Annotated in this window: 18 protein-coding genes; 7 read left to right on the forward strand and 11 right to left on the reverse strand. The window is 71.4% G+C overall.

Going from position 1 to position 19750, the window contains the following annotated elements; genetic code table 11:
- Both GUY59_RS38860 and GUY59_RS38865 read left to right on the forward strand, forming a co-directional pair.
- Positions 1-2552, forward strand: a 2552-nt coding sequence (locus GUY59_RS38860) for an alpha-mannosidase (RefSeq protein WP_201761856.1), incomplete at its 5' end; no start/stop codon positions are given.
- A complete protein-coding gene (locus tag GUY59_RS38865; protein ID WP_138206343.1) occupies positions 2549-4429 on the forward strand; it encodes a hypothetical protein in 1881 nt (626 codons plus the stop codon). The genes GUY59_RS38860 and GUY59_RS38865, both read left to right, overlap by 4 nt.
- Before the next feature lie 29 nt (positions 4430-4458).
- On the opposite strand, the gene GUY59_RS38870 is transcribed toward GUY59_RS38865, so the two are convergent.
- Positions 4459-4845 carry a winged helix-turn-helix transcriptional regulator gene (locus GUY59_RS38870; protein WP_252375164.1) on the reverse strand — a complete coding sequence of 129 codons (387 nt, stop codon included), beginning with the start codon at positions 4843-4845 and terminating at the stop codon, positions 4459-4461.
- A gap of 180 nt (positions 4846-5025) precedes the next feature.
- On the opposite strand from GUY59_RS38870, the gene GUY59_RS38875 reads away from it, so the two are divergent.
- Both GUY59_RS38875 and GUY59_RS38880 read left to right on the forward strand, forming a co-directional pair.
- Complete coding sequence (locus tag GUY59_RS38875) at positions 5026-5937, forward strand: nitrilase family protein (RefSeq protein ID WP_138206347.1); 912 nt, start codon at positions 5026-5028, stop codon at positions 5935-5937.
- A gap of 144 nt (positions 5938-6081) precedes the next feature.
- Positions 6082-7428, forward strand: a complete 1347-nt coding sequence (locus tag GUY59_RS38880; RefSeq protein ID WP_138206348.1) for an amidase — start codon at positions 6082-6084, stop codon at positions 7426-7428.
- 84 nt (positions 7429-7512) lie between these two features.
- On the opposite strand, the gene GUY59_RS38885 is transcribed toward GUY59_RS38880, so the two are convergent.
- The 8 genes from GUY59_RS38885 to GUY59_RS38920 all read right to left on the reverse strand — a co-directional run bounded on the left by GUY59_RS38885 (position 7513) and on the right by GUY59_RS38920 (position 15352).
- The gene (locus tag GUY59_RS38885) at positions 7513-7656 is read right to left on the reverse strand and encodes a hypothetical protein (RefSeq protein ID WP_161714926.1); all 144 of its coding nucleotides are present in this window, start codon (positions 7654-7656) and stop codon (positions 7513-7515) included.
- 145 nt (positions 7657-7801) lie between these two features.
- Positions 7802-8389: a GTP-binding protein gene (locus GUY59_RS38890; RefSeq protein ID WP_138206350.1), complete on the reverse strand. Its 588-nt coding sequence runs from the start codon at positions 8387-8389 to the stop codon at positions 7802-7804.
- Positions 8370-8747 carry a DUF742 domain-containing protein gene (locus GUY59_RS38895; RefSeq protein WP_138206352.1) on the reverse strand — a complete coding sequence of 126 codons (378 nt, stop codon included), beginning with the start codon at positions 8745-8747 and terminating at the stop codon, positions 8370-8372. Before GUY59_RS38895 ends, GUY59_RS38890 begins: the two co-directional genes overlap by 20 nt.
- A complete protein-coding gene (locus GUY59_RS38900; protein WP_138206354.1) occupies positions 8744-9163 on the reverse strand; it encodes a roadblock/LC7 domain-containing protein in 420 nt (139 codons plus the stop codon). Before GUY59_RS38900 ends, GUY59_RS38895 begins: the two co-directional genes overlap by 4 nt.
- Complete coding sequence (locus tag GUY59_RS38905; RefSeq protein WP_330849283.1) at positions 9160-11532, reverse strand: nitrate- and nitrite sensing domain-containing protein; 2373 nt, start codon at positions 11530-11532, stop codon at positions 9160-9162. The genes GUY59_RS38900 and GUY59_RS38905 overlap by 4 nt, the downstream gene beginning before the upstream one ends.
- 186 nt (positions 11533-11718) lie before the next feature.
- Positions 11719-13245 (reverse strand): prenyltransferase/squalene oxidase repeat-containing protein, encoded by a 1527-nt coding sequence (locus tag GUY59_RS38910; RefSeq protein ID WP_201761857.1) that lies wholly within the window; start codon positions 13243-13245, stop codon positions 11719-11721.
- On the reverse strand, positions 13242-14087 hold the full coding sequence (locus GUY59_RS38915) for a terpene synthase family protein (RefSeq protein ID WP_138206358.1): 846 nt from the start codon (positions 14085-14087) through the stop codon (positions 13242-13244). The genes GUY59_RS38910 and GUY59_RS38915 overlap by 4 nt, the downstream gene beginning before the upstream one ends.
- Positions 14084-15352: a cytochrome P450 gene (locus GUY59_RS38920; RefSeq protein ID WP_161714927.1), complete on the reverse strand. Its 1269-nt coding sequence runs from the start codon at positions 15350-15352 to the stop codon at positions 14084-14086. The genes GUY59_RS38915 and GUY59_RS38920 overlap by 4 nt, the downstream gene beginning before the upstream one ends.
- A 286-nt stretch (positions 15353-15638) precedes the next feature.
- Here GUY59_RS38920 and GUY59_RS38925 point away from each other — a divergent pair, with 286 nt between their 5' ends.
- The gene (locus GUY59_RS38925) at positions 15639-16565 is read left to right on the forward strand and encodes a polyprenyl synthetase family protein (RefSeq protein ID WP_252375165.1); all 927 of its coding nucleotides are present in this window, start codon (positions 15639-15641) and stop codon (positions 16563-16565) included.
- A 56-nt stretch (positions 16566-16621) separates the two neighbouring features.
- Positions 16622-17551, forward strand: a complete 930-nt coding sequence (locus GUY59_RS38930) for an aldo/keto reductase (RefSeq protein ID WP_138206362.1) — start codon at positions 16622-16624, stop codon at positions 17549-17551.
- A gap of 55 nt (positions 17552-17606) precedes the next feature.
- Here GUY59_RS38930 and GUY59_RS38935 read toward each other — a convergent pair whose 3' ends face one another.
- The gene (locus GUY59_RS38935) at positions 17607-18023 is read right to left on the reverse strand and encodes an STAS domain-containing protein (protein WP_138206363.1); all 417 of its coding nucleotides are present in this window, start codon (positions 18021-18023) and stop codon (positions 17607-17609) included.
- Between the two features lie 142 nt (positions 18024-18165).
- On the opposite strand from GUY59_RS38935, the gene GUY59_RS38940 reads away from it, so the two are divergent.
- Positions 18166-18609, forward strand: coding sequence for a helix-turn-helix domain-containing protein (locus GUY59_RS38940; protein WP_138206365.1), 444 nt, complete (start codon positions 18166-18168; stop codon positions 18607-18609).
- 64 nt (positions 18610-18673) lie between these two features.
- Here the strand turns inward: GUY59_RS38940 and GUY59_RS38945 are convergent.
- The coding region (locus GUY59_RS38945; RefSeq protein ID WP_161714928.1) for an FAD-dependent oxidoreductase at positions 18674-19750 on the reverse strand (1077 nt) is incomplete at its 5' end.

Below are 19750 nucleotides of genomic sequence, written 5' to 3' on the forward strand. Positions count from 1 at the left end.
CCCCCATGGCGAACGCCCCCTCGGGCGCGCAGCCTGACGGCCTGCCCCGTGCGCCGCGACCGGCCGCCACCCCGGGCCGCACCCTGCACATGATCGGCAACGCCCACCTCGACCCGGTGTGGTTGTGGCCGTGGCAGGAGGGTTACCAGGAGGCGCGGGCGACGTTCTGGTCGGCGATCCACCGCATGGACGAATACCCCGACTTCGTCTTCACCTGCGACCAGGTCGTCCTGCTGTCGTGGGTGGAGGAGTCCGACCCCGAGCTGTTCGCGAGGATCAAGGAGAGGGTCGCCGAGGGCCGCTGGGTGATGACCGGCGGCTGGTGGGTGGAGCCCGACTGCAACATGCCGTCGGGGGAGTCGTTCGTCCGCCAGGGCCTGTACGGCCAGCGCTACCTGAAGGAGAAGTTCGGCGTCACCGCGTCGGTCGGCATGAACGTCGACCCGTTCGGCCACAACGCCATGCTTCCCGCCATCCTGCGCGGCCAGGGCATGGACTCCTACTGTTTCCTGCGCCCGGGGCCGCACGAGAGCGAACTGCCCGGCACGATGTTCTGGTGGGAGGCCCCCGACGGCAGCCGCGTCATGGCCTACCGCATTCCGTTCGAGTACTGCAGCCCGCCCGGCGAGGTCGCGGGGCAGACCGAGAAGGCGCTCGGCCAGCTCGACCGCTCGCTCGGCGACCTGATGATCTTCTACGGCGTCGGCAACCACGGCGGCGGGCCCACCAAGGCCAACATCGAGTCGATCCACCGCTACGACCGGATGGGCTCGTTCGGCGAGCTGACGATGTCGTCGCCGCGCCGCTACTTCGACGAGATGGCCAAACGCCTCGGCGAGCAAGGCATGGCCGAGCTGCCGGTGTGGCGCGACGACCTGCAGCACCACGCTTCCGGCTGCTACTCCTCCCACTCCGGCATCAAGGCGTGGCAGCGCAGGGCCCAGGCGGCGGTGTTGTCGGCCGAGCGGTGGGCCGCGATCGCCGGCCACGACGCCCGCGCCGACCTGGAACGCGCGTGGAAGCAGGTGCTGTTCAACCAGTTCCATGACGTGCTGCCCGGCTCGGCCATCGAACCGGCGTACGACGACGCCCGCGACCAGCTCGGCGAGGCCGTGGCGAGCTCCAAGCGCATCATCACGAGGGCGCACAACGTGATCGCCCGCGATGTGCGCATACCCGAGGAGAGCGGCACCCAGCCGGTGCTCGTCTTCAACCCGCACCCATGGCCGGTCACCACCCGGGTCGAGATGCAGTACGGCCTCGCGCCCAACGGCGTGCACGTCGTCGGCGCCGACGGCGCCGACGTGCCGTGCCAGCGCACCCAGTCGGTGGCGACCACCGACGACAAGGGCCGCGGCGCCACCGTGTTCCAGGCCGAGCTGCCCCCGCTGGGCTACCGCCTCTACCGGCTGCGCCAAGGCCCCGGCATGCACCCGGCCGGTACGCTGTCGGCCTCAGAGCTGCACCTCGAGAACGACGTGCTGCGCCTGGAGCTCGATCCCGGCACGGGCTGGCTGACGAGCCTGCTCGACAAACGCACCGGCGTCGACCTGGTGGCCGGGGCGGCGGGCGAGCACACCCAGATCTGCGAGGACCCGACCGACACCTGGGGACACCGCGTCGTGTCCTACGACTGGCCGGGCGAGGCGATGGAGACCACCCGCATCGTGCTGCGCGAGGACGGCCCGCTGCGCGCCCGGCTCCGGGTCGAGCGCGCGTGGGGCCGCTCGACGATGGCCGAGGAGTTCATTCTGGGGGCGGGCCACGACGACGCGGTCGAGGTGCGCGTCACGCTCGACTGGCGCGAGCGGGCGCACCTGATGAAGCTGCGTTTCCCGGTCGCGCTGGAAAGCCCTTCGGCCACGTACGAGATCCCGTTCGCGCACCTCGGCAGGCCGATCGACGGGGCCGAGGAGCCGGCGCAGTCGTGGGTGGACCTGTCGGGCGCCGTCGCGGGCACGCGCGCCGGGCTGGCCGTGGTCAACAACGCCAAGCACGGCTACGACGTCGCCCCGCCGAGCCCCGGCCGCGACCACAGCATCGGCATCACGGCCGTGCGCAGCCCCGTCTACGCCTGGCACGACCCGAGGCTGCTCGACCTCGACGGCCACTACTCCTACCAGGACCAGGGCGTGCAGCGGTTCACGTATCTGCTGGTGCCGCACACGGGCGACTGGCGGGCGGCCGGGCTGACCCGCCGGGCGGCGGTGCTCGGCTCCCCGGTGCGGGCGATGCTGGAGAGCTTCCACGACGGCACGCTTCCTCCGGCGCGCGGCTACCTCGACGACGGTGGCGGCCAGGTCATGGTGACCGCGGTGAAGTTGCACGAGGACGCGCCCCGCGACCTGGTGGTGCGCGCCGTGGAGAGCACCGGCAGGGCGGCCGTGGCCACGCTCGACGTTCCTCTGGCCGGCGTCCGGTTGACGGCCGACTTCGGGCCGAGCCAGATCCGCACGTTCCGCATCCCGCTGGACGATCCGCACTCCGCCGTGGAGACCGACCTGCTGGAGTTCGGCACCCGCAAGGGCGCGTTCACCGTGGAGTCGTGGTGACCCGGCCGTTGCTGATCGCCGATCCCGGAGGCGGCGAGGTGGCCGTCGAAGTGGTCGGCGCGGGGCCGTACACGATGAGCGGGAGCTGGGGCGAGCCGCGCCCGACCGGTCGCCGCGAGCTGCGCCTGACCATCCGGTACGACGGCGCCGAGCCCCGCGCCGGCACCGTGCGCGTCAGCAGGCGGGTGCCCGCCGCCGACCCGTGGTGGCTCATCCCCGGCCTGTTCTACGGCGAGAACCGGCCGGCGGCGTGCCGGCGGGTGTTCCCCCGCTTCGAGGCGGGCGCCGACCGGCCCGACGAGATGGTCTCGGCCCGGTGGGGGTTTCGCGCGGACCGGGCCGCCACCCCCGCCGTCATGGTGTGGGGCGACGAGGGCGGCGTCTGCCTGATCGCGGACGAGGAGTCGGCGCTCGGCGCCACCGGCCTGGCCATCGAACACGAGGCGGGGGAGGCGGCGATCGCGCTGCTCTTCCCGTACCAGGAGTTCCCGATCACCTACTACGGCTCGGCGCTGCCGCGGCCCGCCGAGGCCGCCACGCACGTCTGGCAGCCCGGCGAGACGCAGGAGCTGACCGTGGCGACGTGCCCGCTGCCGGCCGACCGGCACGCGTACGCGCCGCTGCTGCGCGAGGACCGCGAGCTGCGCCTGCCCGCCTCGCCCGTCGAGCCGTGGCAGGAGGTCGAGGAGGCGGCCGGCATCGCCGCCGAGGGGCTCTACCGCTGGCACTACGACCCCGACCCCGGGGTGCTGCTGGAGACGGTCGGCTTCGACCGGGAGGTCAGTGGCGGCGACGGCGAGCGGGTCGACCGGCAGGCCATGCACGTCGGCTGGGTGAGCGGCATCCCGTGGGCGGCCGCGCTGCTGGAGCACGGCCTGCGGACCGACCGGCCCGAGCACGTGGCCGCCGCCTCGCGGGTGATCGACTTCATCTGCGCCGACCTGTCGCCGTCCGGCACGTTCTGGGGCACGTGGTACCGCCGTTCGGGCTGGTCGCAGAGCTGGAGCCACACCAAGGACGCGTTGCACGCCCGCACGCTGGGAGAGGCGACGCTGTTCCTGCTGCGGGCGCTGCGCCACCGGCCCGAGCCGAAATGGGAGGCTGCGGCCCGCTCCAACCTCGACGTGATGGTGGCCCGACAGCGGCCCGACGGCAACCTCGGCACCCTCCACCACGCGGCCACCGGCGAGGTGCTGTCCTGGTCGGGAGCGTCCGGGCTGACCTGGATCGCCGCCCTGTGCGAGGCGGGCGGCGAGACGTACCTGCGGGCCGCGGAACGGGCGGGCGGCTACTACGCCGCCTTCGTGGAGGACGAGTTCATCTACGGCGCTCCCGAGGACGTGGACCTGGCGCCGACCTCGGAGGACGGCTACGCGGCCGTCATCGCCTACATGGCGCTGCACCGCGCCACGGGCGCCGGCCGCTGGCTCGACCTGGCCCGCCGCGCCGCCGACTGGACGCTCACCTTCCGCTACTCCTACAACGTGCGCTTCGGCGCCCGCACCCCCCTCGGCGTGTACGGCTTCGCCACCCGAGGCGCCGACCAGGCGTCACCGTCCAACCAGCACCTGCACGCCTACGGCCTGGTGTGCACCGACGAGCTCATCGCCCTGTCGGAGGGACTCGGCGACCCCTACTACGCCGAGCGGGCGCACGAGACGCTGGCCTGCTTCCGCCAGTTGCTGCCCGCCGCCGACGGTGAGGTGAACGCCTACCGCGGCATGATCACCGAGCGCTACTACCAGACGGACTGCTTCCAGCCCAAGGGCATGTACCTCACGCTGTCGCACGCCTGGAGCGCCGGGGTGCTGCTGCTGGCCTGCGAGCAGATGCTCGCCCGCGACCGGGCCCGCCTGGCGGATCACGCCGCCAGGTAGCGTGAGGCCGCCCGAAAGGCGCCGGATCCTCAGGACACCTTGCGCACGAACGCGTCGTCCGGGCTGATCGGCTGCCCCATGGCGTTCGTGACCTGGAGCCGGACGGGCAGCTCGTCCTGGGTGTCGAGCAGCGCCGAGCGGGGTTCGTCCCCCTCGAAGAGGTGCGCCTCTCCCCAGCTTCTGAGCGCCACGATCACGGCGAACAACTCACGGCCCTTCGCGGTCAGCGCGTACTCGTGGTAGGCGGACCCGTCGGCCGCCGGCACCATTTCCAGGATTCCCTGGGCCACGAGCTCACGCAGGCGTGAGGCCAGGATGTTCTTGGCGAGCCCCAGGTTGCGCTGCAGCTCGCTGAAGCGGCGGATCCCGTCGAAGGCGTCCCGGATGATCAGCAGGGACCATCGGTCACCGATCACGTCCACCGTTCTGGCGACAGGACACTCCGCCTGCCGATGGCTCACACCCCGTCCGCGCATCGTACCCCTGTCCGGCTGTCCGAGAATCACTCACGCAAGTGGTTGCAAGTTTAAACCCCTTTCCCTTACAGTCGCCACGAGCGGTTGCAAAAGGAAACCGCTTCGAGGAAGGGAGAGGCCATGACGGCACAGCAGGACGCCGGCAAGGACACCAGGGTCAGCCCGGTCCGGATCGCGGTGGTGCAGTTCGAGCCCCGCGTCGGCGTCGAGAACCTGAAGGCCAACGCGTTGGCGGTGGAGCAACGGCTGACGGCCGCCGCGCAGGCCGGCGCCCGCCTCATCGTCCTGCCCGAACTGGCCACCACGGGCTACGTCTTCGAGACCCGCGAGGAGGCCTTCGCTCACGCTGAGGCGGTCCCGGACGGCCCCACCGTGCAGGGGCTCGCCCGGTTCGCGGCAGAGCGCGACGTGTACGTCGTGGCCTGCGTCGCCGAGCAGGACGGCGACAGATTGTTCGACACCGCGGTCCTCGTCGGCCCCGACGGATACATCGGCCGCTACCGCAAGACCCACCTGTGGAACACCGAGAAGCTCTGGTTCACGCCCGGCGACGAAGGCTACCCGGTGTTCGACACCCGCATCGGGCGGATCGGTCTGCTGGTGTGCTGGGACATCTGGTTCCCCGAGACGGCCCGCATCGTGGCGCAGATGGGAGCCGACATCATCTGCGTTCCCACCGGCTGGGTCTGGACCCCGCCGCCGCTGTACGACGAGAGCGGCGTCTGCATGGCCGCCTACCTGACGATGACGGCGGCACATGCGAACAACGTGTTCATCGCCACCGCCGACCGGATCGGCCAGGAGCGCGGTGCCGGATTCATGGGTAACTCCCTGATAGCGGGCACGAACGGCTGGCCCATCGGCCGCATCGCCGGCCCCGACGAGGACACCGTGATCTACGCCGACGTCGACCTCACCGCGGCCCGGACGGCCCCGATCTGGAACCAGCTCAACGACCTGCACCGCGATAGGCGCACCGACCTGTACGACCAGATGCTCGGCTACCGCGGCGGCGCTCCGCTGCCCCGGTGACCTCATGGCCACCCCTCGCCGCAGGGGCGGGCATGGTGCGGCGACCACACCGACGCGCGGGCCTGGCCCACCGGCCGATCGCCTCGATGAGCGTCTCCACCGCACTGTTGGCGCCATTGCCCATCTCGTACCGGGAATCGCTTTATGACCCACACCATCGGACCACCATCCACGATCACCGATCTCAGGCGGGCCCTGCGCCGCGGAGAGATCACAGCCGTCCACCTGGCCGCGAACGCGTTGCGGAGCATCCACGGCCAGAACGAGACCCTCAACGCGTTCACCCTCGTGGACGAGGCCGGGGCGTACGAGGCGGCACGACGAGCGGATCAGGAACTGGCCGCGGGCCTCGACCGGGGCCCGCTCCACGGCATACCCGTCGCCGTCAAGGACCTCATCGACATCGCCGGCGCCCTCACCACATGCGGGTCCGCGACCTCCTTCGGAACCGTCGCCGAGCGCGACGCCGACGTCATCACCCGGCTCCGTGACCGGGGCGCGGTCATCGTCGGCAAGACCACCCTGCACGAGTTCGCCTACGGCGCGACCGGCGACCGCTCGCTGCACGGCCCTTCACGCAACCCGCACGATCCCGGCCGGATCTCGGGCGGCAGCAGCGGGGGAAGCGCGGTGGCGGTGGCCGCTGGCATGGTCCCCCTGGCGCTGGGCACCGACACCGCCGGCTCGGTCCGGGTGCCGGCCGCCCTGTGCGGAATCGTCGGGTTCAAGCCGGCGTACGACGCCGTCTCCAGCGCGGGTGTGTACGCGCTGGCACCCACGCTCGATCACGTCGGCCTGTTCACCGGCTCCGTCGAAGGGGCTCTGCTCGGCTACCAGGCCCTCACCGACCAGGTCATGGACCCTCTCCCGGACGACCCGCGCTCGATCACGGCCGGCTGGATCAGGGCCGGCGACATCGCGACGTGCGACCCGCGGATCGAGGGAGCGGGCCGCGACCTGCTGGCATCGGCCGGTTTCGCGCCCGACCTGGTGCACGGGTTCCCGGGATGGGACCGCGACCAGGCGCTGTTCGAGGTGTTCACCACCCTCCAGGGCAGGGAGGCGTACGAGGTGCACCGGCACCACCTGGAGGCCGATCGGGAGCTGATCGACCCGGAGGTCCTCGCGCGGCTCGACAGGGGCGGGAACGTCTCGACCGCGAGCCACGAAGCGGCCGGCGAAGCGCGCGCGGAACTGAGCACGATCGTGGGGGAGCTGCTGCGTACCTATGACGTGCTCGCTCTCCCGACGGTCCCCATCGTGGCGGCGCCCCTCGGCGAGCGCAGCGTGCGCGTCGGCCGCACCGATCTCGAGGTGCGCTCGGCGTTGCTCTCCCTGACCAGCCCGTGGAACATGGCCGGCGTTCCGGCGATCAGCGTCCCGGCGGGCCGGTGTGACGGGCTGCCGGTCGCGGTACAGCTCGTCGCCGCCGCGGGGAACGAGCACCTCCTGTTCTCAGCGGCGCGGGCGCTGGAAGCCGCCCGGCCGTGAGGCCGCCGGCGGATCTGTCGCGGCGCCGGCGCAAGGAGACTTGATGCCGTCCATCCAGATCGACCGCTGACCGTCTCGCCGGGGTCACCCTTCGGCGGTGCCTGCTTCGTGCTCCGGCCGGCCACCGCCCGACCGCCCTGGGGGCCACGAGGCCGGCGAACCGAGCCGGCCCGGCCGCCGTCCCGCCGCCCGCCCGGTCACGGTGTCGCCGTCATAGGCGCTCTTCACGGGCCACACCCTGAGGGCCGGCCCCGCCGGGCTCGGCGGGGCCGGGATCCTCGGACGACTTATCAGAGAAGCCACCGGCGGCCGAGCCCGACCGCGACGGTCCGGGGCCTGGTTGGGGGCGGTGCTGCTCAGCCGCCCCACCCACCTAACTCCCGACCGGTTCCGCGCGCAGCCGCGCCGAGTGCTTGACCAGGGCGATGAGCACTTCCCGGCTGGACTCGCGCTGCCTCGCGTCGCACATGATGATGGGGACCGTCGGGTTCAGCTGGAGTGCCAGCCGCACCTCGTCGAGGTCGAACTTCTGCGCCCCCTCGAAGCAGTTGACCGCCACCACGAACGGCGTGCCGCGCCGCTCGAAGTAGTCGATCGAGGGGAAGCAGTCGGCCAGGCGCCGGGTGTCCGCCAGGATGACGGCGCCCAGGGAGCCCTCCGCCAGTTCGTCCCACACGAACCAGAAGCGTTCCTGCCCGGGCGTCCCGAACAGGTAGAGGACGTAGTCGTTGCCGAGGGTGATCCGGCCGAAGTCCATCGCCACGGTGGTGGTGCGCTTGGCCTCGACGGAGGTGAGGTCGTCGACGCCGATCCCGCGGTCCGTCAGCACCTCCTCGGTGCGCAGCGGCCGGGTCTCGGAGACCGCGCCGACCATCGTCGTCTTGCCCGCGCCGAAGCCGCCGGCGACCAAGATTTTGATCGCCGTCGGCAGGCGCGGACGCTCAGAGCGAGCGAAGGCCATCGAGCACCGCCCTGTACATCTTCATGTCGTGCATGTCCACCTCGGATTGTGGTTCCTGGGCAGAGACGAGTTCGCGGTCGAACAGGTCACCGAGCAGCACCCGGATCGTGCCGGCCGGCAGGTCGAGATAAGCGGCGATCTCGGCCACCGACTTGGGCTCGCGGCACAGCTGCAGGATGCGCAGATGCTCGGGGTCGAGCCCGGCGTCGGGCCCCGGCGGCGGCCCCACGGCCAGCGCCATGGAGATCAGGTCGAACCTCCCGTGCGCGGGTTGCGTGCGGCCTCGGGTCACGACGTAGGGGCGGATGATCTCCGGATCCACCCAGTGCTCGTCCGTGGGCCCGTCGGCGCCACTCACCGTTCACTCCTGGCGACGGCCTCGGCGTTGCGGGCTCCGGAGGTGAGGTATTGGCCCACCCGGGCCACCAGCATCGCCATCTCGTACGCGATGAGCCCGATGTCGGCGTTCTGCGCGCACAACACCGCCAGGCAGGCACGCTCGCCCGCGTTGGTCACGATGAGGAACTGGGACTTCCACTCCACGACCGTCTGCCGGACCGCACCACCGGAAATGTGGTCGGAGACGCCCTTGGCCAGGCTCTGCAGGCCGGAGGCGACCGCGGACAGGTGTTCGCCGTCGGTCCGCTGCAACTCGGCTGAGGACGCCATCAGCAGGCCGTCGGAGGACAGGACGATCGCGTGCTCGGCCTCAGGAATGCGGCCGATGAGGTCGTCGAGCAACCAGTTGAGGTCGGTGCCCGAAGTGGGGGTCATGACTCACCTCCCGACTGTTCGTCCATCATCTTGGCCGCTTCGGTGCGGCCGAGACGGGTGCCGGACTGGAAGGATCCCATCATCGCGCGGATCTCCTCCGGAGAGCGCTCGTCATCGTCCTCCTCGAGGTCGGGCTGCGTGGGCGTCTCGTCCCGCAGCGCTGGCGCCAGATTGGCCTGTGGTACGCGCAACGGCAGCCCTGACGGGGTGAACTCGGCCACAGGTTGCTGCTCCGGTTCGGCTGGCGTTTCTTTGGATCGTGGCTCTGGATCCTTTACCGGCTCGGGAGCCGGGGAGGGAACGGGCGTGGGCCTCGGAGCGGGTCTCGGAGCTGCTCCACGGTCAGGCGCCGCGCCCGGAGCCTGGTTCGGGGGCTGGGTCGGTGCCGGGACGGCGGGGGCCGCCGGATCAGCGGCCCTCCGCGCCGACTTGAGCGTGCGCACGTTCTCGCCGGCGACCGGCCGGGTCGCGGTGGCCACGGCGCTCGCCCTGCGCGGCAGCCGCTCCCGGCCGCCGCTCTGCTGGGAGTCGGGCGTGGGGTCGAGCTGCACGAGCTCCTGCGGCAGCAGCACCACGACCGTGGTCCCGCCGTACGGCGACGCCTTGAGCACCACCTGGATGTCGTGCCGCCTGGCGAGCTGGCTTACCACGTAGAGGCCCAGCCGGGCGGTGCCGGTGATGCGGAACTCGGGCGGGTCGGCGATGCGCTCGTTGGCGGAGTCGAGGTCCTCCGGCTTCATGCCGAGTCCGCGGTCCTCGATCTCGATGACGTAGCCGTTGGCCACGAGCTGGCCGCTGACCTGCACGCTGGTGTAGGGCGGCGAGAACGACACGGCGTTCTCGATCAGCTCGGCCAGCAGGTGGATGACGTCACCGACGGCCCGGCCGATGAGCACGACGTCGCCCATCGGCATGAGCGTGACGCGGGTGTAGTCTTCGACCTCCGCCAGCGCGCCTCGGACCACGTCGACCATCGGGACGGAGCGCCGCCACGTACGGGCGGGGGATGAGCCGGAGAGCACGATGAGGTTCTCCGCGTTGCGCCGCATGCGGATGGCGAGGTGGTCGAGCCGGAAGAGCTCCTTCAGCTCCTCGGGGTCGGTCTCGCGCCGCTCCATCACGTCGAGCACGGTGAGCTGCCGGTGCACCAGGCCCTGTGTCCTGCGGGCCAGGCTGAGCAGGATGTCACGGATGCTGCGGCGCAGCTCCGCCTGCTCGGCGGCGACGCTGACGGCGGTGCGCTGGACGGTGTTGAACGCCTGGCCCACCTGGCCGATCTCGTCGTCACCGAAGTCGAGCGCCGGGACCTCCCTGGCGAGGTCGACCTCCTCGCCGCGGCCGATGCGCTCGACGACGCCGGGCAGCCGGTCGTCCGACAGCTCGTGAGCGGCGTCGCGCAGCTTCTTGAGCTGGGCGAGCAGCTGCCTGGTCGTGGTGATCGACAACACGATGGACGCGATGACGGCGAGCAGGCCCAGACCGCCGGCGAGCACGAGGCGGACGATGACGCCGACCGCGACGGGCGTGATGCGCTCCAGGAGCCGGTCACCGCCGGCGAGCGTCACGGTCTGCATGCTGGACAGCGTCGCCTCGGCGGATTTCTGCCAGTCCTCGCCGCTCACGGGCAGCGGCTCCAGAGTCGCCTCATGCCGGATGAGCTGCTGCTCCATGGTCTGCACCCGGACGACGGGCGCGGTCTTGAGCCACGCCTCGAAGGCGCCCTGCTCCTCGGCGGGAAGTTTCTGCAGCGCCTCGTTGAGCGTGTAGCGGAAGACGCCCGCGGTCTTGACGAACTCGGCGTGCTCGGTCTTGGTGAAGCCACCCTTGGCGAAGACGCCGGCCAGGAGCGCGTCCTCGCGGGCGAACATCTCCCGCGAGCGGTGCATCTCGTTCAGCGTCCGGCCGTCCTCGGCGATCACCTTGTCGTCGAACTCCGCCACCGAGTCGTACATGCGGTAGAAGGAGTCGATGACGGTGTTGTACTGCAGCGCGGTCTGCGACAGGTCGGCCTTGCCCGAGTCGATCGACTTCCTGGTGGCCGCCAGCTTGCCGAGCTGGCCCCTGACCTCGTCGAGGCGCGCGCGGAGCGTCGCGTCCATGGCGAAATTGACCGCGGTGCCCTCGGCAGCGACCTCGAAGTCGGTGCGCAGGGCGTCGGTCCTGGCCCGCTGGTCGCGTAGCGACTTGTCGGGGTCGCGGTCCCGCGCGCCCAGGCGGGCGATGGTCAGCCGGCGCTCGCGCTGCAGTTCGATCAGGAGCGGCTCGCTCGGGTCGATCACACCGCTGTTGATCGTGGCGGCCCAGAGCAGGTTGACACCCTCTCGCAGGGTGACCCAAGCGGCGAACGCCCACAAACACGTGAGCGACACGATGAGGGCCGTGACCTTTGTCCGGACACTGGCGTTACGGAAGCGCATCGAGCCCACCCATACAGAAAGCAGCGCGGTCAGCGTGCCATGTCAAGGAAAAGAAATGGGCATCCCAGGAATCTGACACTCGGGTCACCCTAGCAACGCACCAATGCTCCCTCAACACGAAAGAGCACTTTAAGGTCGCTATGTCCTGTTTCTCCCTCTATTTTCTCCTTCGGCGTGCCTCTGTGCTACCTGCTGGGCCGCCAGAACCGCCGCCCGTACAATTGCAGTCGGCGTGTAAAGGTCCTTGTCATGCCACAATGGCGGATAATCCGCAAAATCGCCCATTCGGCTAAGGAAGGCGTCGCCAAGCGCGGCGGCCGCCACGCACCGCTCGTCCGGCTCCGGCCCGGAGAGCAGGAGCGTCTGCACGGCGTACGCGGTCTCCTCCGGCATCCCCGCCCAGCGCCCCCACGACCCGTCGTCGCGCTGCGTGGACACCACCCATTCCCGGGCCGCCCGGACTGCTTCGGTGTACGCGGGCCCGCCGAACTCACCCAATGCCAGCACGCAACTCAGTGTCGCGTAATACGGCGAGGCGTGCCACCTATCGCGCCAGCTCCCGTCGGACTCCTGCCGCCCGGCCAGCCAGCGGGCCACGCGCGTCATCACCGGGGCGTACGCGCCGGCCGTCGCGGGCCTGGCGCGCGCGTACTGTCCGTACGCGTCCAGCACATGAGCGTTCACGCTGACCGAGAAGCCGTCCTCGTTCCGCCAGGTGCAGAAGTGCGCGCCGGTGTCGAACGCCGCCAGCGGCCGCGGCTCGACCGGCATCCCGAGCAGGGACAGCGCGTAAAGCGCGACGCTCGTGGTGTCGGCGTCGGCCGGTAACCCGGCCCCGGCCGGCGTGCCGTCCGGGCCGATGGCCGCCCTGAGGTCCGCCGTCATCTCCGGCGGCACCTCCACCGGCACGCCCGCCCGTACCAGCCAGCTCAGCACCCAGCCGCGTTCGAAGACGGTGATCGGCAGGCCGACGGGGACGGGCCCGCCGTACCGCCGGGCCACGGCCTCCAGATGCCGCCTGGCGGAGTCGGCCGAGTCGGGCGGGGCGAGGGCGTCCAGCCAGGCGGCCGTCGCCGCGGGGGACGCGCCGATCGTGCCGATGGCCGTGGGGCGCACGGCGCCGGACCGCGAGGCGGCCGTCCCCGCGACCTCCAGGACGTGCAGGAGCTTCTGCGGCGGCTCGCCGCCCGACTCCAGCAGGTGCCTGACCATGCCGAGGCGGTGGCCGTCCATGCCGCTCGGCAGCGGCAGCGGCTCGGCGCAGCCGTGGTCGTTGATGAGCGAGACGAGGTGCGGCACGATCAGCTCGATCGCCGGCGTGTCGGGCAGCTCGGGCGGATCCTGGAGCACCGGGCGCACGGCCTCCAGCCCGGCGCGCGCGGCCGGCACGAGAACGCCGGGATCGCCGTCGCCGCGCGCGGCGGCCGACAGCAGCGCCTCCGTGGCGCTCAGGGTGGGCACCAGGCCGTAGCCGTCGGGCGCGCCCCAGGAGCCGTCGCCGCGCTGCTCGCCCAGCAGGTACGCCAATCGCTCCTCCTGACCGACCAGCCAAGGCGCGAGCGTCACCATCCTGCCCGTCTCGTAGACCGAGGGGGACACCTGGCCCCAGGGCTTGGCCATGAGTTCGGCGACCAGCTCGCCGGCCTGCCGATGTACGTCGATCACGCGGCCTCCGGAGCCCAGAAGTCAGACAGCCCGTAGAAGCCGGCGCTGTAGTGGAGTTGCCAGGTCAGGTACTCGGCTGCGCGCGGATGCGCGGCGTGCAGCGGCTCGATCAGCTCGGCGGCCTCGCCGGCCAGGGCACCCATCCGCTCGTGGGCCTCGCCGGGGCTCATGCCCAGCGTGAACGCGTTGAGGTCGCCGAAGCCCGCCTCCCTGGGCCGAGTGGCCAGGTCGTTGAGCAGGCGCAGATAGCGCTGCACCACGTCGCCGGCCGGCCGCAGCCGGTCCAGGTCGCCGGGGGACTCGGCCACGCCGGTGTGGATCCAGTGCGTCAGGCCGATGAAGAACGCTCCGGTGCTGTCGGCGTTGGCCAGGTACTCCTCCATGCCGGGCGCATGGTCCGGCCGGTTCCAGTCCCATTCGCGGGCCATCGCGCCGAGCGTGCGCGCGAGCTGGTCCAGCCAGGCGGCCTCCAGCTCGAAGGGCGCGGCCAGCTCCGCCCGCAGGTCGGAGACGAACGCCGCGGCCGCCGAGGCGGGGGCGGCGCCGCGCCCCGCGGCCAGGCACTCGCCGACGAGGGAGGCGACCTCCTCCTGGGACGTCGCCTCCTCGTCGATCAGCCGGTCGACGGCGAACACCAGCAGCGAGGCGCGGTTGATCGCGCGCAGCTGGGCGACCGTGGCCCAGGGTGAGCCGAACGCGCCCGCCAGCGCCAGCGAGCTGTAAAGCCCGGAGTCGAAGGACGTCTCGGGGAAGAGCCCGTCGTACCGCGCCGCGGTGCGGGCCAGGTCCCGGCCGCCCGCGACCGCGAGGGCGCACGTCCGCCCGATGTCGAAAGAGCTCATCGCCGTTCCACCGGCACCAGCGTCATCGACAGGCCGGCGACGGGCCGCAGCGAGGACGCCAGGCGCGGGGTCACCGGGCCGTCGTGGTGCACCACGGGCCGGTACTTGCGCAGGATCCCCGCGATCAGCAGGGGCGCCTCCATCATGAACAGGTGCTGGCCCAGGCACACGTGGGGGCCCGCGCCGAACGGCCAGTACGCGTAGCGGTGCGAGCGCTCCTCGCCGGGCGCGAACCGCTCGGGGTCGAACTCCAGCGGACGGTCCCAGAAGCGGGGCAGGCGGTGCGTCAGATACGGGCTCAGCATGACGGTGGAGCCGGCCTCGACCGTCACCCCGCCGACGACGTCCTCCTGGAGTGCCTTGCGCGGCAGGATCCAGCCCGGCGGATAGAGGCGCAGCAGCTCCTGGACGAACATCCTGAGGTAGACCAGGTCGGGCAGGTGGGAGGTGGTCACGGGGTCGTCGCCGACCACCCGCTCGACCTCCTCGTAGAGCTTGGCCGCGACCTGCGGATAGGCCTGCAGCACCGGCCAGGCCCAAGTCAGCGCGGTTGCGGAGGTCTCCGTCGAGGCGCCGTGCATGGCGACCAGGTCGTCCCTGATGCGCCGCTCTCCCTCGGCTCCCGCGATGTCCTCCCTGGCCTTGACCAGGCGCGAGACGACGTCGTCGCCCTCCTGGCCCGCCATCCTCGCCTGCCTGATGCGCGGGTAGACGACCTCGTCGATGGCCTTGATCGCCTTCTTGAACGGCTGGTCGCCGGGCATGGGGAACTGGTCCGGCACGAACGGCATCACCAGCCGGATGGCCTTGGCGGTGACGGCGACGTCGTACGCGGGCACCAGCCGGTTGATGTCGGCCACGGAGATCTTGGCGCCGAAGAACAGCCGCACGATCGTCGGGTGCACGATGGCGGACACGCCCTTGGCCACGTCGAAGGGCCGGCCGGGGACCACGGTCTCGTCGATCAGCTCGGTGATGATCTCGGCCATGCGCTCGGCCAGCGAGTTGACGTACTTGGCCGTGAACAGCGGCTGGAGGATGCGCCGGCTCTCCGCCCAGCTGTCGCCGTCGGACAGGATGCCCTCGCCCAGCAGCGGCGCCAGCGGGTCCCAGAACATGCCTTCGCGCACGTAGTTCGGCTGGTTCCTGGCGAGCACGTGCTGGACGTGGTCAGGGTGGGTCACCAGGTACGGGCGGAACGGTCCCATGTACAACCGGACGAGATCCCCGTTGGCCTGGGTACCCGCCTCTTCGAACGCGTTCACCGGGATGCGAGCATGCCTGGTGAGTTTTCGGAGGAATGGGAGCGTTCGGGTGGGAGCGGCGTCGATCGCCACGGGTTATTCCTCCATCGCCTACGGTGTCCATCTCATGGCATGGACATTCCCTGACAAATGTCAACCGATGAGTGGAGTATCACATGCTTATGCATGTAGGTTCAAGATCGTACCGGGGTAGGAGTACCTGTTGAATCTCAGCCATCCGTCGGGCGGCGGCGCCTTGGACCGCTGCCGGGACTTACTCGAGCCGGCCCTCAGGGAGGCCGTTTCGGTGCTGCATCCGTGGGGCGCCGGCATGGCCGGATTCGCCCTGGGCTGGTCGGACGCGGACGGCAGGCCCGGCAACGGTGACCGAGGCAAGGCCGTGCGGCCGGCCGTCGCCCTGCTCAGTGCGGAGGCCGTCGGAGGAACGGCGGAGTCGGCGCTGCCGGGTGCCGTGGCGGTGGAGCTCGTGCACGCGTTCTCGCTGGTGCACGACGACATCATCGACCACGACGAGTGGCGCAGGCACCGCGAGGCGCTCTGGAAGGCGTACGGCGTGGGGCCCGCCCTGCTCGCCGGCGACGCCCTCCTGGCCCTCGCCGTCGGCCAGCTCGCCGCGAGGCCCAAGGCGATCCCGTACCTGTCGGCCGCCCTGGTCGAGCTGGTCCAGGGGCAGACGGCCGACATGGTCTTCGAGAACCGCCCGTGGCGCGGGCCCGACGAGGTCACGGTCGAGGAATACACCGACATGGCCGCGGGCAAGACCGGCGGCCTGCTGGGCGCCGCCGCGGCCATGGGCGTGGCGCTGGGCGGTGCGCCCCAGCTCGCGGACCGCCTGTGGGGCATGGGGCGCGATCTCGGGGTGGCCTTCCAGATCGTGGACGACATGCTCGGTATCTGGGGTGACCCCGCCGTGACGGGCAAACCCGTGTACAGCGATCTGCGGCGCGAGAAGAAGACGTTGCCGGTGCTGGTCGCCCTGGCCGCCGGCGTCCCCGCCGCGCGCGAGCTGTCCGCGCTCCTGACGGCGGGAGACATGGACGAGGACTCCTTACGGCATGCCGCCGGTCTCGTGGAGGAGGCCGGCGGGCGCGACGCCGCCCGCTCCCTGGCGGACCGTTACATGTCGTCCGTGCTGGAGGTGCTCGACCGGCACCTGCCGGGCGCCGAGGAACTGCGCGCGGTGTGCGACTCCGTGGTCAACCGTGTCCACTGAACGGCCAGGACAGGGGCCGCGGCGAGCCGCCTCGGGCGAGTGCGGATAATGGCGGGATGAGATCGCTCGGTACTACCGATTTGTCCGTTTTCCCCCTTGCTCTCGGCGCCAACGTGTTCGGCTGGACGGCCGACAAGGAGACCTCGTTCGCGATCCTGGACGCCTACGTCGCGGGCGGCGGCAACTTCATCGACACCGCCGACGTCTACCCTGCCTGGGAGACCGGCGAGTCCACCTCGGAGATGATCATCGGTGAGTGGCTGGCCGCCCGCGGCAACCGCGAGTCCATCGTGCTCGCCACCAAGGTCGGCATGCTGGAGGGCCTGCGCGGGCTGGCCCCCGCCACCATCCGCACGGCGGTCGAGGGCTCGCTGCGGCGGCTCCGTACCGACTACATCGACCTCTACTGGGCGCACGTGGACGACCAGGACACGCCGCTGGCGGAGTCGCTGACGGCCTTCGACGCGCTGGTCCGCGCGGGCAAGGTACGTCACATCGGTGCGTCCAACTACGGGGCGGCCCGGCTCGCCGAGGCCCTCGCGATCTCCGACGCCGGCGGCCTGGCCAGGTACGCGGCTCTTCAGCAGCAGTACAACCTCGTCGAGCGCGCCTACGAGGGCGAGCTGAGAGACGTGGTGAGCAGGGAAGGGCTGGCGGGCACACCGTACTTCGGGCTGGCGCGCGGTTTCCTGACCGGCAAGTACGCGCCCGGAGCCCGGGTGGACAGTCCCCGGGCGGGGAAGGCCTCCGCATACCTGGCGACGGCACACGGGCCGAGGACGCTGGAGGCGCTGGGCAAGGTGGCGGCCGACCGGGACGTCGCACCGGCCACGGTGGCCCTGGCCTGGGTCGCCGCCCAGCCGACGATCACGGCGACGATCGCGAGCGCGCGCAACGCCGAGCAGTTGGAGACGCTGATGGAGAGCGCGTCGCTCACGCTCACCGCCGACGAGCTCACCCTCCTCGACGAGGCCTCCCGGCCCTGACCCCGCAACCCGATCCGCTCCGGGCAACCCGATCCGCTCCGGGCGGCGCCCGCGTTCAGGCCAGGCCGTGCCGGCCGCACCACTCCTCGACGGTCTCGCCTCCTCGCTCCACCGCCCGCACCCAGTGGGCGTCGGCCGCGATCGCGTCATGGACGGTGTCGTGGATGGGGAACACGGCGGTCAGGCCGGTGATCGTGAAGACGCGTTCGATGCGATCCGTGCTCATCACGAGGGCCAGTGACCCCTCCTGGGTACGCAGCCGTTTGAGCGCCCCCACGAGCACCCCGAGTCCGGTCGAGTCGAGGAACTCCACGCCGCCCAGATCGACCACGACGTGGACGACCTTCTTGGCGACCAGGTCGAGCACCTGCTCGCGCAGCCGTGGCGCGGTGAACACGTCGATCTCTCCGGCGACCCTGATGGCGGCGCAGTCGCCGGTCGGGCCGAAGACCTCTAAGCCGATCTCTCGCATCTGGAACCCCTCAGCTCACTCAGTTGCGTCATTCGTGGTGATGACGGGGGAATGTGTACGTTTACACTATGCGGTGAGCGGCATCTGCGTCAATAAAGGGCTTTCGGCGTCATCGTGCACGATGACAGGAGTGGGGGATGGGGTGCGTGTCGAGGAGGCCATCGGGCTGCAGATCGCACGCCTGCGGGCGGAGCGGCGGATATCGCTGACCGAGCTGGGGGAGGCGCTGGGCCGCTATCTTGACCGGCCGTGGAGCCGGCAGGCCGTCCACCAGGCCGAACGCGGGCAGCGGTCGTTCACGGCGGCCGAGCTGACCGCGCTCGCCCTGGCGCTCGACACCTCCGTCCCCGCGTTGTTCCGCGCCGAGGGCGACCGGATCGAGCTGCCGGGCGGGGCGGTCTCCCCCGAGGAATACCGCGGCATCCTGCTCAACAGGGAACGCGACACGCCCCTCGACGGGGTCGAGGAGCTGATCATCGCGCTGCACGACATCGGAGAGGTGCTCTCCCGTCCCGCCCTCGTCCGCCTGGCCCGCATCGGCGAGGTGGCCGAGCAGGTCGCGGGCCCGGAGTCCCACCGGGCCTGACGCTCACCGCTGTGGCCGTACGCCGTGCCGCGGGAGCCGGCCGGCAGGTCTCAGGAGCCCCGCGTCACCGCGCGGCGTGGTCGGTGAGGCGCAGCGCGCGCAGGGCGCCCTCGGCGGCCATGATCGCGCTGTTGACGGAGATCTCGCCCCGCATCCCGGGCGCGGCCACCATGTCGCCCGCCAGGAACACGCCGTGGCCCCGGTCGATCGCCGGGCGGTCGCGCCAGGTCTGACCGGGCAGGTCGAGCGCTCCCGTACGGTGCCTGGCCGCCCCCGAGCGCTGCCAGGTGACGCGTTCGCGCCAGCCCGGCACCGCCAGGTCGGCCAGCGCCCGCACACGCCCGGCCGCCTCGGCTCTGGGCTCGTCGTGCCGGATCGGCATGTCGATCTGGAACAGTGTCTCCCCCTGGGGAGCGGCCGTCGGATCCTGCAGGGAGTAGCTCTCGTGGAAGCCGCCGCCGTCCAGGTCGAAGCAGATGAAGCGGTCGCCGCGCGCCGAGCGTACGGCGAGGTCGAGCAGCACGCCGTTGCCGCTCTGCCAGCGCAGGCCGTCGTCGCCGAGCAGTCTGCGGGCCGAGGACAGCTCGGTCGCCACGATGGTGGGCTCGCCCGGCAGGTCGTGCACGCGGGAGCCGAGTTCGACGCGCACGCCGAGTTCGCGGGCGCGGGCGGCGAGCCGGTCGATCACCGCCTGCCAGCCGCCGACCACCCACCGGACCGCCGGTACGCGGAAGGCGAACACCCGGCGCAGCAGCTCCCACACGAACGCGGCCGACAGACGGCCCGTGTCGGCGTCGAAGGTCACCACGGCGATCGCGTTGGCGGCCGCTCTTGCCGTGTCCTCGCCGTACCGGGCGGAGGCCCAGGTGTGGAAGTCCACGTCCACCGGCGCCGTCGTCGGGCCCGTCGCCATCATGCGCAGGAAACCGGCGGGCGGCAGCCGCCGCAACCGGCCATCGCGTACGAACCCCAGCCGCATGTCCCGCAGCGGCGGCCGGCCCAGCGCCCCGACCAGGCCCCGCCGGCGCAACCACGTCCAGTGCGGGCCGTCGGCGTAGAACACATGGGCACCGTCATGTGCCAGGTAGGGTCCGTCGGCCGCCCGCCCCCGCCCGCCGAGACGCCGGTGCGCCTCGTACAG

The sequence above is a fragment of the Nonomuraea sp. K271 genome (assembly GCF_009908215.1).
Taxonomy (GTDB): domain Bacteria; phylum Actinomycetota; class Actinomycetes; order Streptosporangiales; family Streptosporangiaceae; genus Nonomuraea; species Nonomuraea longispora.